The sequence below is a fragment of the Stenotrophomonas sp. 2201_Sma genome (genome assembly GCF_056486685.1).
Window position 1 is genome coordinate 3,373,437 of sequence record NZ_CM151329.1, and the last position, 22,178, is coordinate 3,395,614.

The 22,178-nt window shown below is 68.0% G+C and carries 19 protein-coding genes and 1 riboswitch; of the genes, 11 read left to right on the top strand and 8 right to left on the bottom strand.

Features of this window, described 5'->3' with window-relative positions; all coding sequences use genetic code 11:
* Positions 1-12 precede the first annotated feature (12 nt).
* The gene (locus ACZLIF_RS15675; RefSeq protein ID WP_478462091.1) at positions 13-3,561 is read right to left on the bottom strand and encodes a sensor histidine kinase; all 3,549 of its coding nucleotides are present in this window, start codon (positions 3,559-3,561) and stop codon (positions 13-15) included.
* Positions 3,562-3,726: 165 nt separating this feature from the next.
* Between ACZLIF_RS15675 and ACZLIF_RS15680 the strand changes: the two genes are divergently transcribed.
* From ACZLIF_RS15680 to ACZLIF_RS15690, 3 genes are read left to right on the top strand one after another with little or no spacing between them, the layout of a single operon-like run.
* Positions 3,727-4,371, top strand: a complete 645-nt coding sequence (locus tag ACZLIF_RS15680) for a YceI family protein (RefSeq protein ID WP_053519879.1) — start codon at positions 3,727-3,729, stop codon at positions 4,369-4,371.
* Positions 4,368-4,940, top strand: a complete 573-nt coding sequence (locus ACZLIF_RS15685) for a cytochrome b (RefSeq protein WP_065182624.1) — start codon at positions 4,368-4,370, stop codon at positions 4,938-4,940. The genes ACZLIF_RS15680 and ACZLIF_RS15685 overlap by 4 nt, the downstream gene beginning before the upstream one ends.
* Before the next feature lie 3 nt (positions 4,941-4,943).
* Positions 4,944-5,516, top strand: coding sequence for a YceI family protein (locus tag ACZLIF_RS15690; protein ID WP_053519881.1), 573 nt, complete (start codon positions 4,944-4,946; stop codon positions 5,514-5,516).
* A gap of 69 nt (positions 5,517-5,585) precedes the next feature.
* Here ACZLIF_RS15690 and ACZLIF_RS15695 read toward each other — a convergent pair whose 3' ends face one another.
* Positions 5,586-5,771, bottom strand: a complete 186-nt coding sequence (locus tag ACZLIF_RS15695; RefSeq protein WP_053519891.1) for a thioredoxin domain-containing protein — start codon at positions 5,769-5,771, stop codon at positions 5,586-5,588.
* 141 nt (positions 5,772-5,912) lie between these two features.
* On the opposite strand from ACZLIF_RS15695, the gene ACZLIF_RS15700 reads away from it, so the two are divergent.
* Both ACZLIF_RS15700 and ACZLIF_RS15705 read left to right on the top strand, forming a co-directional pair.
* On the top strand, positions 5,913-7,295 hold the full coding sequence (locus tag ACZLIF_RS15700) for an L-serine ammonia-lyase (protein ID WP_074899552.1): 1,383 nt from the start codon (positions 5,913-5,915) through the stop codon (positions 7,293-7,295).
* A 74-nt stretch (positions 7,296-7,369) separates the two neighbouring features.
* Positions 7,370-8,365, top strand: coding sequence for an alpha/beta fold hydrolase (locus ACZLIF_RS15705; RefSeq protein WP_128987986.1), 996 nt, complete (start codon positions 7,370-7,372; stop codon positions 8,363-8,365).
* 190 nt (positions 8,366-8,555) lie between these two features.
* Here ACZLIF_RS15705 and ACZLIF_RS15710 read toward each other — a convergent pair whose 3' ends face one another.
* Genes ACZLIF_RS15710 through metX form a run of 3 tightly spaced genes read right to left on the bottom strand, consistent with a single transcriptional unit; the run spans position 8,556 to position 11,883 of the window.
* Entirely contained in the window at positions 8,556-9,623 is a 1,068-nt protein-coding gene (locus ACZLIF_RS15710; RefSeq protein ID WP_128990781.1) for a homoserine dehydrogenase family protein, read from the bottom strand.
* Positions 9,620-10,855, bottom strand: coding sequence for an O-succinylhomoserine (thiol)-lyase (locus tag ACZLIF_RS15715; RefSeq protein ID WP_053519885.1), 1,236 nt, complete (start codon positions 10,853-10,855; stop codon positions 9,620-9,622). The genes ACZLIF_RS15710 and ACZLIF_RS15715 overlap by 4 nt, the downstream gene beginning before the upstream one ends.
* Positions 10,852-11,883, bottom strand: coding sequence for a homoserine O-succinyltransferase MetX (gene metX / locus ACZLIF_RS15720; RefSeq protein ID WP_053519886.1), 1,032 nt, complete (start codon positions 11,881-11,883; stop codon positions 10,852-10,854). Before metX ends, ACZLIF_RS15715 begins: the two co-directional genes overlap by 4 nt.
* Before the next feature lie 77 nt (positions 11,884-11,960).
* A riboswitch (SAM riboswitch) is annotated at positions 11,961-12,079 on the bottom strand.
* A gap of 135 nt (positions 12,080-12,214) precedes the next feature.
* Between metX and ACZLIF_RS15725 the strand changes: the two genes are divergently transcribed.
* The 4 genes from ACZLIF_RS15725 (at position 12,215) to ACZLIF_RS15740 (ending at position 17,618) form a co-directional block, all read left to right on the top strand.
* Positions 12,215-13,099: a M23 family metallopeptidase gene (locus ACZLIF_RS15725; protein ID WP_128990779.1), complete on the top strand. Its 885-nt coding sequence runs from the start codon at positions 12,215-12,217 to the stop codon at positions 13,097-13,099.
* A 66-nt stretch (positions 13,100-13,165) separates the two neighbouring features.
* Positions 13,166-14,770 carry a peptide chain release factor 3 gene (locus tag ACZLIF_RS15730; RefSeq protein ID WP_128990777.1) on the top strand — a complete coding sequence of 535 codons (1,605 nt, stop codon included), beginning with the start codon at positions 13,166-13,168 and terminating at the stop codon, positions 14,768-14,770.
* 150 nt (positions 14,771-14,920) lie between these two features.
* Complete coding sequence (trhA, locus tag ACZLIF_RS15735; protein ID WP_128990775.1) at positions 14,921-15,559, top strand: PAQR family membrane homeostasis protein TrhA; 639 nt, start codon at positions 14,921-14,923, stop codon at positions 15,557-15,559.
* Between the two features lie 85 nt (positions 15,560-15,644).
* Complete coding sequence (locus tag ACZLIF_RS15740) at positions 15,645-17,618, top strand: AsmA family protein (protein ID WP_128990773.1); 1,974 nt, start codon at positions 15,645-15,647, stop codon at positions 17,616-17,618.
* A 316-nt stretch (positions 17,619-17,934) separates the two neighbouring features.
* On the opposite strand, the gene ACZLIF_RS15745 is transcribed toward ACZLIF_RS15740, so the two are convergent.
* The 3 genes from ACZLIF_RS15745 to mtgA are packed head-to-tail and all read right to left on the bottom strand — an operon-like array spanning position 17,935 to position 20,140.
* Positions 17,935-18,366, bottom strand: a complete 432-nt coding sequence (locus tag ACZLIF_RS15745; RefSeq protein WP_053520201.1) for a CBS domain-containing protein — start codon at positions 18,364-18,366, stop codon at positions 17,935-17,937.
* Positions 18,326-19,345: a glycosyltransferase family 2 protein gene (locus ACZLIF_RS15750; protein WP_065174800.1), complete on the bottom strand. Its 1,020-nt coding sequence runs from the start codon at positions 19,343-19,345 to the stop codon at positions 18,326-18,328. Before ACZLIF_RS15750 ends, ACZLIF_RS15745 begins: the two co-directional genes overlap by 41 nt.
* A 45-nt stretch (positions 19,346-19,390) precedes the next feature.
* Positions 19,391-20,140 (bottom strand): monofunctional biosynthetic peptidoglycan transglycosylase, encoded by a 750-nt coding sequence (gene mtgA, locus ACZLIF_RS15755; RefSeq protein ID WP_053520199.1) that lies wholly within the window; start codon positions 20,138-20,140, stop codon positions 19,391-19,393.
* A gap of 77 nt (positions 20,141-20,217) precedes the next feature.
* Here mtgA and hslO point away from each other — a divergent pair, with 77 nt between their 5' ends.
* On the top strand, positions 20,218-21,111 hold the full coding sequence (hslO, locus tag ACZLIF_RS15760) for an Hsp33 family molecular chaperone HslO (RefSeq protein ID WP_065182620.1): 894 nt from the start codon (positions 20,218-20,220) through the stop codon (positions 21,109-21,111).
* A gap of 117 nt (positions 21,112-21,228) precedes the next feature.
* Positions 21,229-22,077, top strand: coding sequence for an XOO1806 family protein (locus tag ACZLIF_RS15765; protein WP_128990771.1), 849 nt, complete (start codon positions 21,229-21,231; stop codon positions 22,075-22,077).
* Positions 22,078-22,178: the final 101 nt, after the last annotated feature.

Here is a 22,178-nt window from a genome sequence, read left to right on the forward strand (position 1 = left end):
GCGCCGGCGCAATCAGCTCTCACCCTGGCGCTTGCTGCGAGCCTGCACGATGGCCGCCACCAGCATGTCGCCCGTGACCGGCTTGCGCAGGAAGCCATCGAAACCGGCGGCCAGCACCTGCGCCTCCGCATAGGCATCGGACCGCGCGGTCACCGCCACCAGTGGCAGCTCGTAGCCCATGGCGCGCAGCTGACGGGCGATCGCCGTTCCGTCCATGGCCGGCAGATCCAGGTCAAGCAGACCGACATCAAACCCCTCGGTCGCGATCTCCGACAAGGCCCCCAGGCCATGCAGCACATGCACTACTTCATGGCCACGACCGCGCAGCAGGCCGGCGATGACGTCCGCTACCGTGGCGTCATCTTCGACCAGCAGGATGCGGAGCGGCGGCAGCGGCGGTGGCGACGCCCTGTCCGAACCACTGTGGGCAGCCTGGCGGGTCCACGGCAGCGGCAGCTGCACGCGGAACCGTGCGCCCCTGCCCGGCTGGCTGTCGACATCGATGCGCCCCCCCATCGCCACGGCCAGTTCCTGGCAGATCGCCAGGCCCAGCCCGCTGCCGCCATAGCGCGACGCTGTCCGTGGACCATCGGCCTGCTCGAAGCGATGGAACAGACGCTGCTGCTGTTCGGCATTGATGCCGGGGCCGGTATCGAACACCTCGAAGCACACCCCGCCGCCATCCTCCTGCAGCCGCACGCCCAGGCCGACCTGGCCGCGCTCGGTGAACTTGATGGCATTGCCGAGCAGGTTCAGCAGGATCTGGCGGATGCGCATTTCATCGCCACTGACGCTGATCGGGCCGGGCAAGGCATCCTCGCGTACAAAATCGAGCTGGCGCTGCTGCGCCATCGGCCGCATCAGCATCTGCACCTGGTCCAGCAGCGCGGCAAGATCGAACGGGCGCAGGTCCAGCTCCAGCCGCCCGGCTTCGATCCGGGCCAGGTCCAGGGCATCGTTGACCAGACGCAGCAGATGGCTGCCCGCCTGCTGGATCGATCCGGCATAGCTGCGCTGTACCGGATCCAGTGATGTAGCCAGCAGCAGTTCGCTCATGCCCAGTACGCCGGTCATCGGCGTGCGCACCTCATGACCCAGCGTGGCCAGGAAGTGGCTCTTGGCCTGCGAGGCCTGCTCGGCCAGCTGCTGCTTGTGCACGGTCAGCTGCCACTGCTGGCGCCTTCTCAGACGGCTGCGGATCGCCCATGCCAGCACCAGCAGCAGCAACGAGCCCAGCAGCAGGTAGCCGAAGATCGCCATGCCGCTGCGCCACCAGGGCGGCAATACCTTCACCTGCAGCCGCTGCGACGGCGTCCACGGACCACTGTCGGTGGCCGCCTGTACTTCGATCACGTAGGCACCGGGCGCGAGGCGTGACAGCGTGCGCTGGCCGTCGCCGCCCTGCTCCACCCAGTTCTGGTCATAGCCCTGCACACGGAACCGATAGCGGTTGCCCTGCGGGTTGCCGTACGAGAGCAGCCGCGCGTCGATCTGCAGATCACGGTCATCCGGACCCAGCAGCAGCACCCCGGTGGTCGGCAGGGGTTGCCAGCCGCGCGCATCGTCGCGACGTACGCGCACCTGCGCGATCACCAGCGCGGAGGATGGCAGCGGGGTGTCGGCGGCATTGACGTCGAAACCGACCGCGCCGGTCTGGGTCACCGCGAGCACCCGGCCATCGGCGTTCACCGCAGGCGGTCGGCCGGTGAATTCGGCATCGGGCAGTCCGTCGCGCTCGGTGAACTGCCTCAGCCGCTGCGTTTTCGGATCCCAGCGCAGCAGACCGCGCGGCGTGGTGGCCCACAGGCGGCCATCGTCGGCCAAGGCCAGCCCACCCATGCTCAGGGGTGGCACGCCGGCGGCAGCATCGACGCGCTGCACCAGGCGCAGGCTCATGCCGTCCCACTGGTAGCGCTCGAAGGCGCCCTGGCGGGCGAGCCACAGCTGCTGCGGATCGATCCACACCAGGTCATAGATCGAGCCCCGCGAGACGCCCGGAACCGCCTCGAAGCGCTCACCCTGCTGGCGCCAGAGGCCCATGTCACCCATCACCCAGGCCTGCCCGCGCGGATCGAATCGAATCTGCTCGATCGGCGCATCGCCCAGGCCGCGGAATCCCTCGACGGGGAAACTGCGCAGCACCCGGCCATCGTCAAGGCGCTGCTGCACGCCGACGTTCATCACCGACACCCAGGCGGTGCCATCCGGCGCCTGCCGCATCAGGTCGATGCGCTGGCGCAGGTCTGAACCGCCGTCGATGCGCCAGTCCTGGGTTGCGCGGGTGGCCGGGTCATAGACGGTGATGCGCCCGGCGCGGCCCAGCCAGAGGCGGCCGTCCGGCCGCGGCAGTACCGACCAGACCGCGCCACTGCCCAGTTCGCGATCACTGGCAAGCACACTCAGCACGCCCTGCGCATCGATCCGGTACACGCCGTGTGCCGAACTCACGTAGTAATTCCGGCCATCGGTGGCCGCACTGAGCAGGTACTGGCTGTCCAGCGGTTTGCCGTCGAGCTGGTTCCAGGTGGAGAAGCGGCGCCAGTCCGGCGGCAGATAGGCCAACCCCTGGCTCAGCAGAGCCACCCAGACCCCGCCTTCGTGGTCCTGCAGCAGATCGAGCACGCCGCTGTGGGCGGTCAGGAAGCCGCTGCCGCGATCACCCTCCAGGCGCCGCAGTGTCTGCGCATCACCGCGCAGCAGTCCATCCGAGGTTCCTGCCCAGTAGCCTCCCTGCCGGTCCGCCAGCACCAGTGCCGAGCGCAGGCGATCACTGCCGGCCCAGCGTGGACGGCTGACGCGGTCCTGGGCATCGATGCGGAACAGGCCTTCGTTCTGGCTGCCGACCCAGATCGATCCATCGGGGTCGCGGCTGAGACGCAGCACGCTGACCGTGCCCAGCTCGCGCGGCGCGATGGCCTCGAAGCCGTTGCCGTTCCAGCGGGCGACACCGGCCTCGGTACCGACCCACAGGCGGCCCTGCGCGTCGACCAGGCTGCTGAAGATGGTGTTGCTGGGCAAGCCGCCGGGGCGCTGCGGATCATGCTGGAAGAAGCGCAGGCTGCCATCCTCGCCGAAGCGGCACACGCCATGGCCGCTGGTGCCGATCCACAGCGCATCGTCCGCATAGGCCAGTGTCCAGAACTGGCTCTGGCATTCATTGTTCACCGCGTCGAAGCTGGAGAAACGCTCGCGATCCGCGTCCAGCCGGGCGATGCCCTTGCCGTTGATGCCGACCCACACCCGGTCCAGCGGATCCACCAGCAGGGTCTCGATCTCGTTGCCCGGCAGCGAACCCGGCCGCTCCGGTTCATGCTGCCAGACCCGCAGCGTCGTGCCGTCGTAGCGGGCCAGCCCACCATCGGTGGCCGCCCAGATGTACCCCTGGCGGTCCTCGGCCAGGGCCACGACCATGCGCGACGGCAAGCCCTCGGCGGCGCCGAAGCGGCGCAGCCGTGGTGTCTCCCCAGCCATGTCCAGGGTCCCGGCCACCGTGGCGCTTGCCAGCAGCAGCAGACCCGTTACTGCGATGCCTCGGCACCACAGACGCCAGCCACTCGTCATCCTGAACCCCCGATCCAGCCGCGATTGTCACACAGGCCCAGGCTTCACGACTGCAACAGCCTGTTTCCAGTGGCATCGCCACCACGAACTGTTGCAGCCATGCACGCAGCGTTGTCAGGGGGCTGTGCGTATGATCGCAGCGTCCCCTCCCGGAGCCCGCCATCGATGCGACCCCGCCTGCTCCTGCTGCCGTTGCTGCTCGCCGCTGCGCCCGCCTGGGCACAGCTCGATACCTACCGGCTGGATCCGGTGCACACGCGGGTGCTGTTCACGATCGATCATGCCGGCTACTCGCAGGCCATGGGGACGGTATCGGGCAGTGAGGGCCACCTTCAGTTCGATCCCGACAATTGGCGCGAGGCAACCCTGCAGGTCGATGTACCGGTGGCTCGGCTGGATCTGGGTGATGCCAAATGGAACCAGGCCACGCTGGCCCGCAGCCTGCTTGATGGCGAGCGGTTTCCCAGCGCCCGGTTCGTATCGTCGCGGGTCGAACCGATCGATGCGAACCACGCCCGTGTGTTCGGCACGCTGACCCTGCGCGGGGTCAGCCAGGAGGTCGCGCTGGATGTGACCCTCAATGCCATCAAACGCTATCCGTTGCCGCCGTTCCGCCGCACCGCCGGTTTTTCCGCCAGCACCACGTTGAGCCGCCGCGCGTTCGGCATCACCGCCTGGCCCGGGGTGATCGGCGACGCGGTACAGGTACGGATCGAGGCCGAGGCCTTCCTCGACCGCAGCGACAGGCCGGGAACTCCTGCCCCGGTTCCCCACTCCGACAGCAAGACGGCCCCCAAGGACCCCGCATGACCGCCAAGAACTCCCCTGCCGCCTGGGGCAGTGTCAGCCAGACGCTGCACTGGTTGATCGCACTACTGATCCTCGCCCTGGGTGTGATCGGCCTGACCATGGGCGAACTGCCCAGGACGCCCAAATACTTCTGGGTCTACACCGCGCACAAGTCGATCGGCATCACCGTGCTGGCCCTGGTGCTGCTGCGCCTGGTCTGGCGCCTCTACGCCGGTGCGCCCAAGCCGGTGCCGGGTGTGCCCAGCTGGCAGGAGCGCATCGCCAGCGCCACCCACGTGCTGCTGTACGTGCTGATGTTCGCCATTCCGCTTTCGGGCTGGCTGTACGACTCTGCCAGCGGGCTGCGGCCCTTCCGCTGGTTCGGCCTGGTCGATGTGCCCAAGCTCAGCGGACCGGATCCGCAGGTCGTCGCCGTGTCGCATGCGATCCATGAGTACGGCTTCTGGCTGCTGATCGCTGTGGTGCTGGCCCATGCCGGCGCTGCCCTTTACCACCACCTGTTCCAGCGCGACGCGACGTTGAGCCGCATGCTGCCGCGTGGCTGGCTTGCCTCTCCCCAGAAGGACTGACCGATGAATCTGAAACTGACCACCCCGGCGGCCGTGGCCGCTGCCCTGGCCGGCATGCTGGCCACTGCCCCGGCGTTGGCCGCGGACTATGCACAGGCTCCCGGCGCGGGCTCGATCCTGGTATTTGCCAGCAAGTACGACGGCGAAGTGTTCACCGGCAGCTTCCCGGGCTTCGCCACCAAGCTCAGCTTCGATCCCGCCAATCCGGCGGCCGGCTCACTCGACGTCGTGATTCCGCTGGCCGGCGCCAGGAGCGGCAACAGCGATCGTGACTCGACGCTGCAGAGCGCGGACTTCTTCAATGTCGGCAAGTTCGCCACCGCGCGTTACACCGCGAAGGGCTTCCGCGCCATCGGCAATGACCAGTTCGCCGCCGATGGCACGCTCGAGCTGCGTGGTGTCAGCAAGCCGGTGACGCTCACCTTCACCTGGAAGCCGGGCACGCAGCCGGTGCTGACCGGCAAGGCCACCGTCAAGCGCCTGGACTTCAGCGTCGGCGCCGGCGATTGGGCCGACACCAAGACCATCCCCGACGAAACCGCGATCAGCACGATCGTGAAGTTCGACGCGAAGTAAGCCACGGGCCATGCCCGGCTCCACCTTGGAACGGTGATACAGGGTGGCGCCGGGCCATGCCCGGCGGCTTCACCCCGCAGCCAGCCAGGCCCGCACCCGCGCCGCATCGAAGGGCCAGTCCAGTTCGCGGCCGCCCGCCTCGTCGCGCAGCACCGGTACCCGCGCGCCGTAGTGCGCCTCCAGCGCTGGATGGTCATCCAGGAACACCGATTCGAACTCGGGCGCGCGTGCCTTGGCCAGTTCGGCCAGGGCCATATCGCACAGGTGGCAGTCGTCACGCTGGAACAGGGTCAACACCGGCTTGCCTCGCTTGGCGGAAATGCTGCGCCGCAGCCATCGGAGGGCCCGGCAAGCCGCTAGAATAGCCGCTTGTCCGGTACCCGCAGTTTGGCATCCATGGCTGTCAGCACGTTCGACGTTTTCAAGATCGGCATTGGCCCGAGCTCTTCCCACACCGTCGGACCGATGAAGGCCGCCGAGCGGTTCATCCATCGCTGGCTGCTCGACCCCGGCCGCCTGCACGAGGTCGCACGCATCCGCGCCGACGTCTACGGTTCGCTGGCGCTGACCGGTCGCGGCCATGGCACCGACAAGGCAATCCTGCTTGGCCTGGAAGGCCAGCGCCCCAACCTGATCGATCCGGACATCATTCCGTCCACGCTGGAGCGCATCCGCAGCAGCAAGCGCATCCAGCTGATGGGCCAGCATGAGATCGCCTTCGACGAGAAGCGCGACCTCGGCATGAACAAGCGGCAGAAGCTGCCGTACCACACCAACGGCATGCGCTTCACCGCGTACAACGCCGACGATGAAGTGATCGCCACGCGCGACTATTACTCCGTTGGCGGTGGCTTCGTGGTCAACCAGGACGACGCGGCCGATGACCGCATCGTGCCCGACGAAACCCCGCTGCCCTATCCGTTCAAGAGCGGCGACGAGCTGCTCGCGCAGACCGCGCGCAGCGGCCTGAGCATCGCGCAGCTGATGTTCGAGAACGAGAAGTGCTGGCGCAGCGAGGACGAGATCCGCGCCCAGCTGCGCGAGATCTGGAGCGCGATGCAGTCATGCGTGACGCGCGGCATCCGCGAGGAAGGCGTGCTGCCGGGCGGCCTGAAGGTCGGCCGTCGCGCGCCGGCGCTGTACCGCGAGCTGTCGTCGAAGCCGGAAGCGGCGATGCGCGATCCGCTGACCACGCTGGACTGGGTCAATCTGTACGCGCTGGCCGTGAACGAGGAAAACGCCGCAGGTGGCCGCGTGGTGACCGCGCCGACCAACGGTGCGGCCGGCGTGCTGCCCGCGGTGCTGCATTACTTCGACCGGTTCTGCCCGGGCGCGAACGAGCAGCGCGTGTTCGACTTCCTGCTGACCTCGGCGGCGATCGGCATTCTCTACAAGGAGAATGCTTCGATTTCCGGTGCCGAAGTGGGCTGCCAGGGCGAAGTGGGCGTGGCCTGTTCGATGGCGGCCGGCGGCCTGGTCGCGGCGCTGGGTGGCAATCCAAGCCAGATCGAGAATGCCGCGGAAATCGGCATGGAACACAACCTCGGCCTGACCTGCGACCCGATCGGTGGGCTGGTGCAGATTCCCTGCATCGAGCGCAACGCGATGGGCGCGGTGAAGGCGATCAATGCCTCGCGCATGGCGATGCGCGGCGATGGCAAGCACAAGGTGTCGCTGGACAAGGTCATCAAGACCATGCGCGACACCGGCCGCGACATGCAGGACAAGTACAAGGAAACCAGCCGCGGCGGCCTCGCGGTGAATGTCATCGAGTGCTGATGACGGTCATCTTCCGGACGACACCGTCACCGCATTGCGGTTAGGCTCGGGCATCCCCTGTCACGGAATGTCCCATGCGCGTGATCGCCGCCGCACTGCTGGCCTGCCTGCCCCTCACCGCCGCTGCCGCTCCCGCCTATGGGCCGCGGCTGGAGGGCTTCGATTACGGCTATCCGGTACAGACCTTCACCCTGGAATCGCAGCAGCAACCGCTGCAGATGGCCTATCTGGACATCGCGCCGACGACCGCGCCGATCGGCGTGGTGGTGCTCCTGCATGGCAAGAATTTCTGCGCGGCGACCTGGAAGGAAACCATCCCTCCCCTGCTCGCCGCCGGTTACCGCGTGATCGCACCTGACCAGGTCGGCTTCTGCAAATCCAGCAAGCCCGAGCGCTACCAGTATTCATTCGGCCAGCTCGCCGCCAACACCCATGCACTGCTGCAGCAGCTGCAGCTCGGCGGCCTGCCCGTGCACCTGGTCGGCCATTCGATGGGGGGCATGCTGGCGGTGCGCTATGCACTGACCTATCCGCAGGACCTGCGCAGCCTGTCGCTGGTCAATCCGATCGGCCTGGAGGACTGGAAGGCACTGGGCGTGCCGTGGCGGAGCGTCGATGCCTGGTATGCCGGCGAGCTGAAAACCAGTTACGAGAGCATCCGCCGCTACCAGATGGACGTGTACTACGACGGCACCTGGAAGCCTGCCTATGAAACCTGGGCACGCATGCAAGCGGGCATGTACGAGGGCGACGGCAGGCAGGCGGTGGCCTGGAGCCAGGCACTTGCCTCGGACATGGTGTTCAACCAGCCGGTGGTGTACGAGCTGAAGAATCTGAAGGTGCCGACCGCGCTGTTCATCGGCCAGAAGGACCGCACTGCGATCGGTCGTGACCTGGCACCGGCAGAAGTGAAGGCACGGTTGGGCAACTATCCGGCGCTGGGCAAATCGGCCGCTGCGGCGATTGCCGGCGCGACGCTGGTCGAATTCGCCGAACTGGGCCATTCGCCGCAGGTACAGGACCCCAGGCAGTTCAATGCCGCGCTGCTGAAGGTGTTGAAAGGGCGCTGAAACTGCGGATCCGCCGGGCATGGCCCGGCGCTACCGGGACGAACACGACATTGCAGGTAGCGCCGGGCCATGCCCGGCGGGCGCAGCGGTATGGGTAGCGCCGCGGTGTGGGTAGCGCCGGGCCATGCCCGGCGAGCGCAGCGGTGCGGACAACACCGGGCCATGCCCGGCGGGCGCAGCGGGACCCTGCTCATCCCACGATGCGCAGCACGTCATCCAGCAATGCGGCAGCAGTGACTTCCGCGCCCGCTCCCGGCCCCTGGATCAGCAACGGCTGGGTGCGATAGCGGTCGCTGTGGATGGCGACGCGGTTGTCGGTGCCCGCCCCCTGCGCCAGTGGATGATCGGCCGGCAGTTCACGCAGCCCCACCTGTGCGCCGTCAGCGTCGACCCGGCCGACGAAGCGCAGAACACGGCCGCTGTCCGTCGCCTGCTGCCAGCGCGCCCGCAGCGGTGCGTCCAGCTGCTCCAGTTCGGCCAATGCGTCGTCCAGCGGCAGCGCAGCCAACGCCGAAGGCACCAGTGAATCCACGTGCACCTGTGCGGCATCCAGCGCCAGTCCGCTGCTGCGCGCCAGAATCAGCAGCTTGCGCCGCACATCCTCGCCGGACAGATCCAGGCGCGGATCCGGTTCGGTGTAACCCGCGGCCAGCGCCTCGCGCACTGCAGCCGAGAACGGCGAACGGCCGTCATAGCGATGGAACAACCAGGCCAGGGAACCGGACAACACCCCCTCGATCGCGTGGATGTGATCCCCCCCGGCCACCAGCGCGCGCAGGCTGCTCAACAGCGGCAGTCCCGCCCCCACGGTGGCACTGTCGCCGTACCGGGCGCCGCTGTCGGCGCAGCTCTCGGCGATGGCCTTCGCGCGTGACAGCTGCCCGCCCCGGCCCAGCTTGTTGGCCGTCACTACATGCACCCCGCGCGCCAGCCACTGCGCATGGCGGGCGGCCACGTCTTCGCTGGCGGTGGCATCAACCACCACATCGCCACGCTCCAGCCCTTCGGCACCGGCCCACGGTGGCACGCTCTGGCCGCCACGCGGTGCGCGCCGCGCCAGTTCCAGCGGCAGGGCCAGATCGCGGTCGATGGCCAGCGCAGTGCGCGAGTTGGCCAGCCACTGCACGCTGGGCAGTTCCAGGCCGCGCGCCTGCAGGGCCTGGTAGCGCTGCACGAACGCAGAGCCCACCGTCCCGGTGCCCAGCAGTGCCAGGCGACCGCCGCCCAGCGCCGGAATCTCGGCAGCCAGCGCGCTCATGCGTCCACCACCTGTTTGCGACGTGCGGCAGCGTCGATCACCGCTTCGGCGCGGGCCAGCGCCGCACCCAGATCGGCCAGCAGGTCGCGCTCGGCCTCGATGCCGACCGACAGGCGCAGCAGCCCTTCGCTGATGCCAGCGGCAGCACGCGCCTCAACGCTCATCGCTGCGTGGGTCATGGTCGCCGGATGCGCGACCAGGCTTTCCACGCCGCCCAGCGATTCGGCCAGGGTGAAGCAGCGCAGTCCATCGACAAACGCGCGCACGGCAGCGTGCGGATCCTCGCCGGCGCAGTCGGCCAGCTCGAACGACAGCATCGCGCCGAAGCCGCTCTGCTGGCGTGCGGCGATGGCATGACCGGGATGGTCGGCCAGGCCGGGGTAATACACCCGGGCCACGGCGGGGTGCGCGTCCAGCAGCGCGACGATCGAGGCCGTGTTCTCCTGGTGCACACGCAGGCGTGCATCCAGCGTGCGCAGGCCGCGCAGGGTCAGGAAAGCGTCGAAGGGAGAGCCGGTCAGCCCGAGTGCGTTGCCCCACCACACCAGCTGTTCGTGCAGCGCGGGATCACGTGCGATCACCGCACCGCCGACGACATCGCTGTGGCCGTTGATGTACTTGGTGGTCGAATGCAGCACCAGATCGGCACCGAAGGAGAGCGGCTGCTGCAGCGCCGGCGACAGGAACGTATTGTCGACCGCCACCAGCGCCCCGGCCTTGTGCGCCGCCTCGATGACGAAGCGCAGGTCGGTGATGCGCAGCAGTGGGTTGGACGGGGTTTCCACCAGCACCAGCCGTGGCTGGGTGGCCAGGGCCTGCGCCAGCGTGCGCGGGTCGGTGAGGTCGGCGGTGACCAGTTCGAAATGCCCCTTCTTCGCCAGCGCGTTGAACAGGCGCCAGCTGCCGCCGTAGGCATCGTGCGGTACCACCAGCGTGTCGCCCGGCTGCAGCAGGGCATTCAGCACCAGGTTGATGGCGCCCATGCCGGTGGCGGTGACCACGCCACCGGCTCCGCCTTCCAGTTCGGCCAGTGCTTCGCCCAGCAGGTCGCGCGTCGGGTTGCCACTGCGCGTGTAGTCGTACTGGCGCTTGTTGCCGAAGCCTTCGAAGCTGAAGTTCGACGACAGCACGATCGGTGGAGTGACCGCGCCATGGGCGGTGTCACGATCGATGCCGGCGCGGACGGCGGCAGTGGTGCGACAACAGGACGGCTCGGCGGCGTGCAGGCTCATGCGGACTCTCCAGAAGTGCGGAAGGCGGTAGCGAGGATCGCGTCGATGCGATCGGTTTCTTTGAGGAAGGCGTCGTGGCCGTATGGGGAGCGCAGCACGCGCAGGCTGCCGCGCGGACCCAGCCCCTCGACCAGGCCGACCAGGTCGGCCAACGGCACCAGCCGATCGCCTTCCACGGCCACCACCACGGTTGGCGGCAGGATGGCGGTGGGATCCACGCGATGCAGATCGATCGATTCGGACAGGCGCAGGTAGGCGGTCACCGGGGTGCGCGCGACGTACTGCGCGCCCGCCGCGTCGAGGTAGTCCTCGGCGGCCACACGGACGCGGCCGTTGACCACCTCGGGCGGAGCGTCGAAGCGCTCGCCGAACTCTTCCGGCGTGCGGTAGCTGAGCATCGCGAACTGCCTGGCCAGTGCCAGGCCATGGTCTTCACCGCATTGCAGCTGTCCCAGGGCGACCGCCCGGCGCTGCAACGCACGCCACGCCGCGGCATAGGGGTGCGGACGGTGCGCACCACTGGCCAGCACCAGCTGGCGCACGCGGGCGCGATGGCGGACAGCGAACTGCTGCCCCACCAGGGCGCCATAGGAGTAGCCGACAAACGCCTTCAGTGTGCGGATGCCCAGGTGATCCAGCAGCAGGGCCAGTGCGTCGGCCTGGTCGGCCGTGTCGATCGGCACGTCCAGCGCGCCATCCGCACCGATGAAGTCGAACGCCAGAACGCGCAGCTGCTGCGGATCGAGCGTGCGGCCACTGCCGACCAGTTCCTCGGCCCAGCCCTTCTCGGCGAACTGCGCGTTGGACGCCACATGGCGATGGGCGGAGATGCCGCCAGCCAGTACCACCACCGGTGCATCGACCGGTCCCACCCATTCGTAGCGAACGCGTACCGGGCACGCGCCGGCGTGGCGCATCGACAGCACCGCGGCGAACTCGCCGCGCTCGGCGTGCACGCGGTCTTCGACCGGCACGCTGACGGGGACAAAGGGTTCGGGGCGAAGCGTGGTGCTGGGGGCGAAGCTCATGGCGGGATCCGTTAGGGGAATCGGCCATCGAGCCTTCGCGGGGCTCGCGTTCGAGATGCACCTGCGGTGCATGGTTCGAACCATCTTCCGGTGGACGCCACGGTCCCCGCAGGATTTGGCACCTACGCCGGCACTTGCGCGCCTGCGGGCTGCCCCGGCTTCAAAGGGCCTGTCCCTCTGCCGGTCTCGATGGTGGAGCCACGATGCCATCGCTTTCCGTCCATGTCAATCCCTTCATGCGGATAAAGCGATGAATGACCGGAGCGATCGCTGCGGCCCACCTTTCGCGGATCAGGTACAGTCGCGGCGGTGCCCCTGTCCGGAACGCCCGATGCCGCGCCTGCCCTTGTCCTGCCTGCTGCTGCCGCTGCTGGTCAGCACCACCGCCGGAGCTGCCGACTGGCGGCAGGGCTGGGGCCTGGTGCCCTCACCGGCCCCCGCCCCCGGCACGCAGGGCATTGGCCAGGCGGTCCCCATGGCGCAGCTGCGGCTGCAGCAGGTGGGCGACTACTGGCAGGCCCGGATCGACAACACCCTGGCCGGCCCATTACAGGTTGAACTGCGCGCTGGACCCGGGCGCCCCATCGAGGGCCTGCCGGTACGGTCGCTGGTGCAGGGCGACAGCAGCTTCGTGGTCGGTCACCTGCCCTCGCCCGTGGGCGGCAGCACGCTCGACGTACGTCTGCAGTCGGTACCGGGTCGTCCCGACGCCCGCGCCGAAGACGTGGCCTACCGCCTGCCGTTCGACGCCGCACGCCTGCGCGTGGACCAGGCGCCGCAGGGCCGGTTCAGCCACGATGACGAGGAGAACCGCGACGCCGTGGACTTCGCCCTGCCCGAGGCGACGCTGGTGCTGGCCGCGCGCGAGGGAACCGTGATGCAGATCCAGGACGGCTTCCGCGGCAACGGCCAGGACCGCGAGCGCGACGGCGGCAGGGCGAATTTCATCCGTGTCCTGCACAGCGACGGCAGCATGGCGCTGTACGGCCATCTGCAGGCAGGCGGCATGCGCGTGCGTCGTGGCCAGGCCGTGCAGGCCGGACAGCCGATCGGCCTGTCCGGCAACAGCGGCTACAGCAGCGCCCCGCACCTGCATTTCGTGGTGCAGGTCAACCGCGGCATGGCCCTGCGCTCGGTACCCGTGCGCATCTTCGCCTCCCAGGGACAGCTGCAGTTCGCCCGCCAGGGTGATGCCGAGGGCGCGGCCGGGCGCTGACCGGCCACGGCCGGTATAATCAGGCGCTTATCTCTTTGAAAAGCGCCCCGGGCGGGCGCCACTGCCATGTCCGAAGTCGCCACCGAAGCGTCGCGTCGCCGCACCTTCGCCATCATCTCCCATCCTGACGCCGGCAAGACCACGCTGACCGAAAAGCTGCTGCTGTTCGGAGGCGCGATCCAGATGGCCGGTTCGGTCAAGGGCCGCAAGGCGGCCCGCCATGCCACCTCCGACTGGATGGCACTGGAGAAGGAACGCGGCATCTCCGTCACCTCCTCGGTGATGCAGTTCCCGTACGAAGGCAAGATCGTCAACCTGCTCGACACCCCCGGCCACGCCGACTTCGGCGAGGACACCTACCGCGTGCTGACCGCGGTGGACTCGGCACTGATGGTGATCGACGTGGCCAAGGGCGTGGAAGAGCGCACCATCAAGCTGATGGAAGTGTGCCGCCTGCGCGACACCCCGATCATGACCTTCATCAACAAGCTGGACCGCGAGGGCAAGGATCCGATCGAGCTGCTGGATGAAGTGGAAACCGTGCTGGGCATCCAGTGCGCGCCCGTCACCTGGCCGATCGGCATGGGCCAGCGCCTCAAGGGTGTGGTCCACCTGTTGACCGGCGAGGTGCACCTGTACGAACCAGGTCGCAACTTCACCCGCCAGGATTCGACCATCTTCCCGTCGATCGACGCTCCCGGCCTGGCCGAGAAGATCGGCGCACAGATGCTGGCCGACCTGCGCGATGAACTGGAGCTGGTGCAGGGCGCCAGCCATCCGTTCGACCTGCAGGCCTATCGCGAGGGCAAGCAGACGCCGGTGTTCTTCGGTTCGGGCGTGAACAACTTCGGCGTGCAGCCCCTGCTGGACTTCTTCGTCGAGCACGCGCCGTCGCCGCAGGCACGCGCCACCACCGGCCGCGAGATCGCCCCGGAGGAGAGCAAGCTGACCGGCTTCGTGTTCAAGATCCAGGCCAACATGGACCCGCAGCACCGCGACCGCGTCGCCTTCATGCGGGTGTGCTCGGGCCGCTTCAGCGCGGGCATGAAGACCTTCCACGTGCGCACCGGCAAGGAGATGAAGCTGGCCAACGCCCTGACCTTCATGGCCAGCGACCGTGAAATCGCCGCCGAGGCCTGGCCGGGCGATGTGATCGGCATCCACAACCACGGCACCATTTCCATCGGCGATACCTTCACCGAAGGCGAGGCCGTCACCTTCACCGGCATCCCCAACTTCGCCCCGGAGCTGTTCCGCCGTGCGCGCCTGCGCGATCCGCTCAAGCTCAAGCAGCTGCAGAAGGGCCTGGCCCAGCTCTCCGAAGAGGGCGCGACCCAGTTCTTCCGGCCGCTGACCAGCAACGATCTGATCCTGGGTGCGGTGGGCGTGCTGCAGTTCGACGTGGCCGCTTACCGCCTGAAGGACGAGTACGGCGTGGAAGCCACCTTCGAGCCGGTCAGCGTCACCACGGCGCGCTGGATCCACTGCAGCAACGAGAAGAAGCTGGAAGAGTTCCGCGAGAAGAACGCACTGAACCTGGCGCTGGACGCCGCCGGCCATCTGGTCTATCTCGCGCCGACCCGGGTCAACCTGCAGCTGGCACAGGAGCGCGCGCCCGACGTGCGCTTTGCCGCCACCCGCGAGGCCGCGCACGCCGTGTCGGTGGCCTGAGCCTGGGGTCGGATCCCTTTCCGCAGGAAAGGGCTCTGACCCCAGCACCCAGGGATTCATCGACCATACGGTGACCGGCGTGCATGCGCCCGCCATCGCGGCGATGATAGGGGGGCGCGGGTCCCCCTCCCCGCGAATGATGCCTACGCCATGTCCTCGACTTCCGTTGCTTCGATCCGCGAAGAAATCGCCAGTGCGCTGACCCACGGTCTCGGCGCCGTACTGGCGCTCGGTGCGGGTGCCGTGCTGATCACCCTGGCCGCCATCTACGGCGATGGCTGGCAACTGGCAGGTGCGATCGTGTTCGGCGTCGCGCTGCTGCTGCTGTACACCGCCTCCACCCTCTACCACGCCATCCAGCATCCGGTTGCCAAGGGCAGGCTGAAGGTCTTCGACCACTGCGCGATCTATGTACTGATCGCCGGTACCTATACGCCGTTCACGCTGATCGGCCTGCGTGGCCCGTGGGGCTGGGGTCTGTTCGCCGCGATCTGGACGCTGGCCCTGGCCGGCGTGGTGTTCAAGCTGTTCTATACCGGCCGCTTCAAGCGCCTGTCCACCGCCATCTACGTGGCCATGGGCTGGCTGGTGATCGTCGCGGTCAAGCCCATGCTGGCCTCCATCGATGGCTGGACGCTGGGCTGGCTGCTGGCCGGAGGTATCTCCTACACGCTGGGGACCTACTTCTATCACCGCGAATCGATCCCCTATTCGCATGCGATCTGGCACCTGTTCGTGATCGGCGGCAGTGTCTGCCACTTCGTCGCGGTGACCATGCAGGTGCTGTAGATATCCGTGCCACACGCGTTCATGTGCACACCGCGCACATGAACGCTTCGCGCTGCGTCCACCCGCGCAGGGCAACCATGGCAGCGTGAATGCGACTGCCTCCCCTGCTCCGCCGCGTCCGTCGCGCTGGCGCTTCCGCCGCCCTGGCCCGCGAGGCCAGCGCTGGCTGGCGGTGCTGGTGTTCCTGCTGGCGGCCATCCTGGTATTGATCGCGCTCTGGGACTGGAACTGGTTCAAGGGGCCTGTCGAGCGAGCGGTACAGGCGCGGACCGGCCGCGTGCTGCAGATCGGCCACCTGGATGTCGACCTCGGCCGTACCAGCACGATCCGCGCCGACACCGTCACGTTCGCCAATGCGTCATGGGCGAAGCAGCCGAACATGGCCAGTGCCGACCGGGTCGAAATCGACCTGCGGGTGTGGCCCCTGCTGCGGGGCAGCGTGCAGCTCCCCGAGATCCGCCTGACCCGTCCCGACGTGCTGCTGGAAACCGCCCCACGCAAGGGCGAGCCGGGCAACTGGGATTTCCTGGGTGACAGCCGCGGCGGCGCCACGCCCCAGCTCAAGCGGCTGCGTATCGATGACGGCCGCCTGCAGTTCATCGACGCGGCGGGTCGCACCGACATCCATGTCAATGTGCGTAGTGGCCGGCCCAGGCAGGCGGATGCCGCGCCGCCCCTGCTGGTGCAGGGCAAGGGTCGTTGGCAGGGCAATCCTTTCACCCTTCGCGGCGGCACCGAATCTCCGCTGGAACTGACCGACAGCGATCATCCCTTCCGCATCCATCTTGATGGGCGTGCAGGTGCCACCCATGCCGTCGCCCGTGGCACCCTGACCAATCCCTTCCAGCTGCAGGTGCTCGACCTCGCTTTCGCACTCAGTGGCCAGGATCTGGCCGACCTGTATCCCCTGCTGGGCATCGCCATTCCGCCTTCGCCGCCCTATGCCCTGGAGGGGCGCCTGAAGCGCGACCATAACGTGTGGCGCTACGAGCAGTTCACCGGCAAGGTCGGCGACAGCGATCTCGGCGGCAATGTGAAGTTCGAAACAGGTGGTGCGCGCCCGCGCCTGACGGCCACGCTGGAGTCCCGCCGGCTGGACTTCGACGACCTGGCCGGCTTTGTCGGCGCCCCGCCCAGAACCGGTGGCGGCGAGACCGCCAACGCCGAGCAGAAGGCCGAGGCCGCACGCGTGGCGGCGCGTACCAGGGTGCTGCCGGACACGCCGTACAATCTCGGCAAGCTGCGCGCGATGGATGCCGATGTGCGCTGGAAGGCACATCGCATCAACGCACCATCGCTGCCGCTTGACGATATGGATGCGCATCTGCTGCTGGACGATGGCGTGCTGCGGCTGGACCCGCTGAACTTCGGTGTGGCCGGTGGTGACATCCGCAGCACGATCCGCATGGATGCGCGGCAGCCGCAGATCGCCACCGCGCTCAAGGCCAGCGTGCGCGGCGTGCAGCTGGGCCAACTGTTCCCGGATGCGAAGCTGGCCGAGCAGGCCAAGGGCGGCATCGGCGGCGAAATCGACCTCAGCGGCCGCGGCAATTCGATCGCCGCCATGCTGGGCAGCAGCAATGGCGATGTGGGCCTGGCAATGGGACGTGGCCACGTCGGCAATCTGGTGATGGAACTGGCCGGGCTGGACATCACCGAGGCAGTCAAGTTCCTGGTGACCGGCGACAAGCAGATTCCGCTGCGCTGCGCCTTCGCCGACTTCGGCGTACGTGAGGGGCTGATGACCAGCCGCACGTTCGCCGTCGATACCACCGACACGCTGATTCTTGGCGAAGGCACCGTCAGCCTGCGCGATGAGTCGCTGGACCTGCTGCTGAAGCCACGGCCGAAGGACCGCAGCATCCTCGTGCTGCGCTCGCCGCTGCACATCGCGGGAACGTTCAAGGATCCTTCGTTCCGCCCGGACTTCAAGGCGCTCGGCGTCCGCGGTGCGGTCGCCCTGGCACTGGGAAGCATCGCGCCACCGGCCGCGCTACTGGCCACGATCGAACTGGGCCCCGGCAAGGACGCCGACTGCGGCGGCCAGTACGCGAAGTAGGCACGTTTGTTCGCGGCGGCTGCATGGATCGCGAATTGAGGGGCACGCGCGGAACCACAAGGTGTTGCCAACCAAGGCTGGCCGCTACCCACCGCGTTCCCAGCAATGTATCCAGAAGCGGAGGGCATGGCCGTGCAGGACCGTTGGCGCCATGGATGGCGCCATCGAGCCCCCATGGAAGGGTTTACGGCGTGTCCTGCACGGCCATGCCCTCCGCCTTCCGGCGCATCAGCAAGGCACCGCTTTGGCTTTGGCTTCGGCTTCGGCTTCGGCTCCGAACAGCGGGCCGGCGGGCCGCAGGCCCGCCAGCGAAAACTCATCCCGCCACGATGTACTGCTGCAGCTGGTCCAGCTCGCGGCGCTGTGCATCGATCACCGACTTCACCAGATCGCCGATGGAGATCACGCCCAGCACCTGTCCCCCCTCCACCACCGGCAGATGGCGGATACGGTAATCGGTGACCAGCTGCAGGCAATGTTCGACCTGTTCGCCGGGCGCCACCGTCACCACCTTCGCAGTCATGATCTCGGCCACCGCCGTATCGCGTGAGGAACGATCGCGCAGCACGATCTTGCGGGCGTAATCACGTTCGGACAGGATGCCGACCAGTCGCGGCCCTTCCATCACCAGCACCGCACCGATGCCCTTTTCGGCCATCAGCCGGATCGCATCGATCACCGCCGCGCCGGGCGCGACCGCATGCACTTCAGGGGACTTGCCGTCCAACAGTTGCCGTACCGACGTCATCTGCCTGCCCTCCCAGGGTGGGTTGCACGACGGAGTCTGCCACGGACGATGCTAGCCAGGCGTCAACCAGGTACAGGGGACGCTGCTTGGACTCCTCATACAGGCGCCCCAGGTACTCGCCGATCAGGCCCAGCGCGATCAGCTGCACACCGCCCAGGAACAGGATCACCGCCATCATCGTCGGCCAGCCCGCCACGCGGTCGCCGTACATCGCGGCCTTCACGATCACCCAGACACCGAACACGAAGGCCACCGCCGCAGTGGCCAGGCCCAGATAGGTGGCCGCGCGCAGCGGCACGGTGGAGAAACCGGTGATGCCTTCCAGCGCGAAGTTCCACAGCCGCCACAGGCTGAACTTGCTGCTGCCGGCCACCCGCGGGTGGCGCTGGTACGGCACCGCCACCCGGCGGAAGCCAACCCAGCTGAAAAGCCCCTTCATGAAACGGTGACGCTCACGCATTTCACGCAACGCGCTCAGCGCGCGTGGCGACAGCAGGCGGAAGTCCCCGGTATCGGCGGGAATCGGCGTGCGCGACAGGCGGCCGATCACCCGGTAGAACATCGCCGCGGTCGCACGCTTGACCCAGCTCTCGCCCGCGCGCGCCCGGCGCGTGCCATAGACGTTGTCATAACCCTCGCGCCACCGCGCCACGAACTGCGGCAGCAGCTCCGGTGGATCCTGGCCGTCGGCATCGAGAATCATCGCCGCACCCTCGCGGACGAGATCCAGCCCGGCGGTCAGCGCGGCCTCCTTGCCGAAATTGCGCGACAGCTTCAGCGCCGACACGCGTGGCTCGGACTGCGCCAGCGCGGCGATCACCTCCCAGGTTCCGTCCTGGCTGCCGTCGTCAACGTAAAGGATGTGGCCATCGATGTCCGGCATCGCATCCAGTACCGCGCACAGGCGCGGGTGCAGTACCGGCAGCGCCAGAGCTTCGTTGCAGGCGGCAATGACGACGGTGAGGCGTTCACGGATCATGCCCGGATTGTACGTCGCCAGTGCGGAGCGGCGCAGACGCCCGCCTCAGTCCTCGGCCAGGTACGCAGCGCCACCCAGCTGCCGGGCCTGCCGCTGGATCCACGCGGCACGACGTTGTACATAGGGACCGGGCGAGGCCGCGCTGTAGCGCCGCGGCGCCGGCAACACGGCCGCCAACCGCGCGCTCTCGGCCGGGCTGAGGCGCGCGGCGTCCTTGCCCCAGAACGTCTTCGCCGCCGCCTGCGCACCGTACACGCCGTCACCGAACTCGGCGATGTTGGCGTACATCTCCAGGATCCGCTGCTTGGGCCACAGCGTTTCGATCAGCACCGTGTACCAGACCTCCAGGCCCTTGCGGATCCAGCTGCGGCCCTGCCAGAGGAACAGGTTCTTGGCCACCTGCTGGCTGATGGTGCTGGCCCCGCGCAGCCGACCGCCCCGCGCGTTGTGGTCACGCGCCTTCTCGATGGCCTGCAGATCGAACCCACTGTGTTCGGGGAAACGCTGGTCCTCGGCCGCCACCAGCGAAATCGGCAGGCTCGGCGCCATCTGGTCCAGATCCCGCCACTGGTAGTGCAGCCGGTAGGCCCAGTCGCCCGCCCCCAGCGCCTCCCCGTAGCGCCACAGCATCACGCTGGAAATGGGCGGATCCACGAAGCGCAGCACCAGCACCTGCAGGCAGCTGAAGGCCACGAACAGCACCGGCAGCCACAGCAGCCGCTTCCAGTGCCAACGCCGGCGGCGCGGAACGTCCCCGGCCACCTTCACCTTGTCCTGCTCTCCCCCTGCCCCCATTAGTGGTGCATCCTTCTTCTGCCTGGCTGTCGGCACATTATCCGGCAACCACCCCTGTTTCCGCGCGATGTGAGCCGATGACCGCCCAACCTGATTCCCTGATCCGCTTCCTGCTTCCCGACGCGGGTGTCCGCGGCGTACACGTGCGCCTGCAGGCCACCTGGCAGGAAATCCTGTCCCATGCCCATTACCCGGACGCCGCAGCCGAGCTGCTCGGCGAAGCCTGCGTGGCCTCGGCGCTGTTCACCGGCCACACCAAGGTCGACGGCCGCCTGTCCATCCAGCTGCGCAGCAGCACCACGCTGCGCACGCTGTTCGCCGAATGCACCGCCGCCGGCACCCTGCGCGGCATCGCCCAGCTCAGCGAGGGCGCCGACGCGCCGCGCGACCTGTCCAGCCTGGGCGATGACGCCCTCCTCGCCATCACCATCGAGAACCCCGGGCTGGACCCGCGCGAACCGCAGCGCTACCAGAGCCTGGTCGGGCTCAGCGCTGCGGAACTGGACGAGGCCTTCGAGGACTACTTCCGGCAGTCCGAGCAGCTGCCGACGCGACTGCTGCTGGCCGCCGACCGCACGGGGGCCAGCGGCCTTCTGCTGCAGAAACTACCCGGCGACGAGGGCGACGAAGATGGCTGGTCACGCGCCAGCGCCCTGTTCGAGACCCTGGGCAGGGCCGAACTGCTCGCTACTCCCGCCGAGCAGCTGCTGCACCGCCTGTTCCATGAGGAGAAGGCGGAGCTGATGGGCAGCAAGCCACTGTCCTTTGCCTGCTCCTGCTCGCGCGAGCGGGTCGCCTCGATGCTGCAGTCGCTGGGCGAGGAAGAGGCACGTGCGGCGGCCGAAGCCACCGGCCAGGTGGAAGTCCGTTGCGAATTCTGCGGACGGGAGTATCACTTCCCGTTGACGGAGTTCGGCATACTGTTCCACGGTGCCGAGGGGACTGTTCCGGCACCTGAACGCCTTCAGTAAGCGGCCGGTCTTGCACCTGGGGAGGATCAAGGCTTGTTAAGAAATCATAAACACCCTAGGATCGAGTCCCCGCCCCTGCGGGAACTTCCGTTGTCTGTCCCTGTCTGAACTGGTCCGATGCGTACCTATCTGCGTCTACCGCTGGCCCTGCTGATCGCCCTTGGCGCGGTCGCGGGCGCGCATGCGCAGAGCAAGGACACCCGCACGGTGCTGCCGGTGTGGAACAAGGGCAGCGGCAAGGTCGAAGCCCTGCTCTACCTTGAACCCACCGGTGAGCAGGCCGCCGGCGCCCGCTGGCATTTCGGCCGCAATTCGCTGGATGCGGCCTTTGGCCTGTCGTCGGGCGACTCGCTGGGCCTGCTCTGCAGCAACAGCAGCAGTACCAGCATCAGCGGTCTGGCCAGCCATTGCATGCTGGCCAGTCTGGGCGACGACGATGACCTCAGCAGCCGCCGCTTCACCGGCACGGCTGCCCTGAACCGGGGCAGCAGCCGCCTGGGCATCACCGCCGGTACCGGTCGCGAAACACTGCCGGCCTGGCTGGCCGGCCCGAACAAGACGCCGTCGCTGCGTGCCGAGCAGAACGACCTGACCGTGTTCGCGCAGAAGAACATCGGTCGCGAAGGATTCGTGTCCATTGCCGGCACCTACGCCAAGGCACGCCTGGTGCCGCTGGCCGATGCCTCGCCGGCCCTGGTCGATCGCTGGGACAGCAAGAGCCTCAGCCTCGGCGCCGGTTACGGCAACTTCACCGGCAGCATCATCGGTCGCGTGGTCGACGTACCCGGCCGTCCCGGCAAGTGGGAAGGTCTGGGCATCGGCCTGACCTGGCGGACGCCGTGGTCCGGCCAGCTCACCGTCGGCGCCGAGAACGTGATCAGCCGCGGCAAGAACCCCTTCTCGCCACGAAATGAGAGCAACGACGACGGCACCGTGCCGTATGTGCGTTACGAGCAGGATCTCTGACCGCTCACACCTCCCTTATGCAGTGACATCGCGGGCGCCGGAAGGCGCCCGTTGCGTTTGCGTGCACCGCATTCCCTTTGCGCCCCCGGCGCTGTCGCAAT

Excerpts from the sequence above, each read along its gene's own strand:
- ACZLIF_RS15765 (WP_128990771.1), top strand. The coding sequence starts at position 21,229 with ATGCGTACCTATCTGCGTCTACCGCTGGCCCTGCTGATCGCCCTTGGC.
- ACZLIF_RS15685 (WP_065182624.1), top strand. The coding sequence starts at position 4,368 with ATGACCGCCAAGAACTCCCCTGCCGCCTGGGGCAGTGTCAGCCAGACG.
- ACZLIF_RS15750 (WP_065174800.1), bottom strand. The coding sequence starts at position 19,345 with ATGATCCGTGAACGCCTCACCGTCGTCATTGCCGCCTGCAACGAAGCT.
- ACZLIF_RS15710 (WP_128990781.1), bottom strand. The coding sequence starts at position 9,623 with ATGAGCGCGCTGGCTGCCGAGATTCCGGCGCTGGGCGGCGGTCGCCTG.
- ACZLIF_RS15715 (WP_053519885.1), bottom strand. The coding sequence starts at position 10,855 with ATGAGCCTGCACGCCGCCGAGCCGTCCTGTTGTCGCACCACTGCCGCC.
- ACZLIF_RS15680 (WP_053519879.1), top strand. The coding sequence starts at position 3,727 with ATGCGACCCCGCCTGCTCCTGCTGCCGTTGCTGCTCGCCGCTGCGCCC.
- ACZLIF_RS15700 (WP_074899552.1), top strand. The coding sequence starts at position 5,913 with ATGGCTGTCAGCACGTTCGACGTTTTCAAGATCGGCATTGGCCCGAGC.
- ACZLIF_RS15745 (WP_053520201.1), bottom strand. The coding sequence starts at position 18,366 with ATGACGTCGGTACGGCAACTGTTGGACGGCAAGTCCCCTGAAGTGCAT.
- ACZLIF_RS15730 (WP_128990777.1), top strand. The coding sequence starts at position 13,166 with ATGTCCGAAGTCGCCACCGAAGCGTCGCGTCGCCGCACCTTCGCCATC.
- ACZLIF_RS15690 (WP_053519881.1), top strand. The coding sequence starts at position 4,944 with ATGAATCTGAAACTGACCACCCCGGCGGCCGTGGCCGCTGCCCTGGCC.
- trhA (WP_128990775.1), top strand. The coding sequence starts at position 14,921 with ATGTCCTCGACTTCCGTTGCTTCGATCCGCGAAGAAATCGCCAGTGCG.
- ACZLIF_RS15725 (WP_128990779.1), top strand. The coding sequence starts at position 12,215 with ATGCCGCGCCTGCCCTTGTCCTGCCTGCTGCTGCCGCTGCTGGTCAGC.
- ACZLIF_RS15705 (WP_128987986.1), top strand. The coding sequence starts at position 7,370 with ATGCGCGTGATCGCCGCCGCACTGCTGGCCTGCCTGCCCCTCACCGCC.
- metX (WP_053519886.1), bottom strand. The coding sequence starts at position 11,883 with ATGAGCTTCGCCCCCAGCACCACGCTTCGCCCCGAACCCTTTGTCCCC.
- ACZLIF_RS15695 (WP_053519891.1), bottom strand. The coding sequence starts at position 5,771 with ATGGCCCTGGCCGAACTGGCCAAGGCACGCGCGCCCGAGTTCGAATCG.
- ACZLIF_RS15675 (WP_478462091.1), bottom strand. The coding sequence starts at position 3,561 with ATGACGAGTGGCTGGCGTCTGTGGTGCCGAGGCATCGCAGTAACGGGT.
- mtgA (WP_053520199.1), bottom strand. The coding sequence starts at position 20,140 with ATGGGGGCAGGGGGAGAGCAGGACAAGGTGAAGGTGGCCGGGGACGTT.
- hslO (WP_065182620.1), top strand. The coding sequence starts at position 20,218 with ATGACCGCCCAACCTGATTCCCTGATCCGCTTCCTGCTTCCCGACGCG.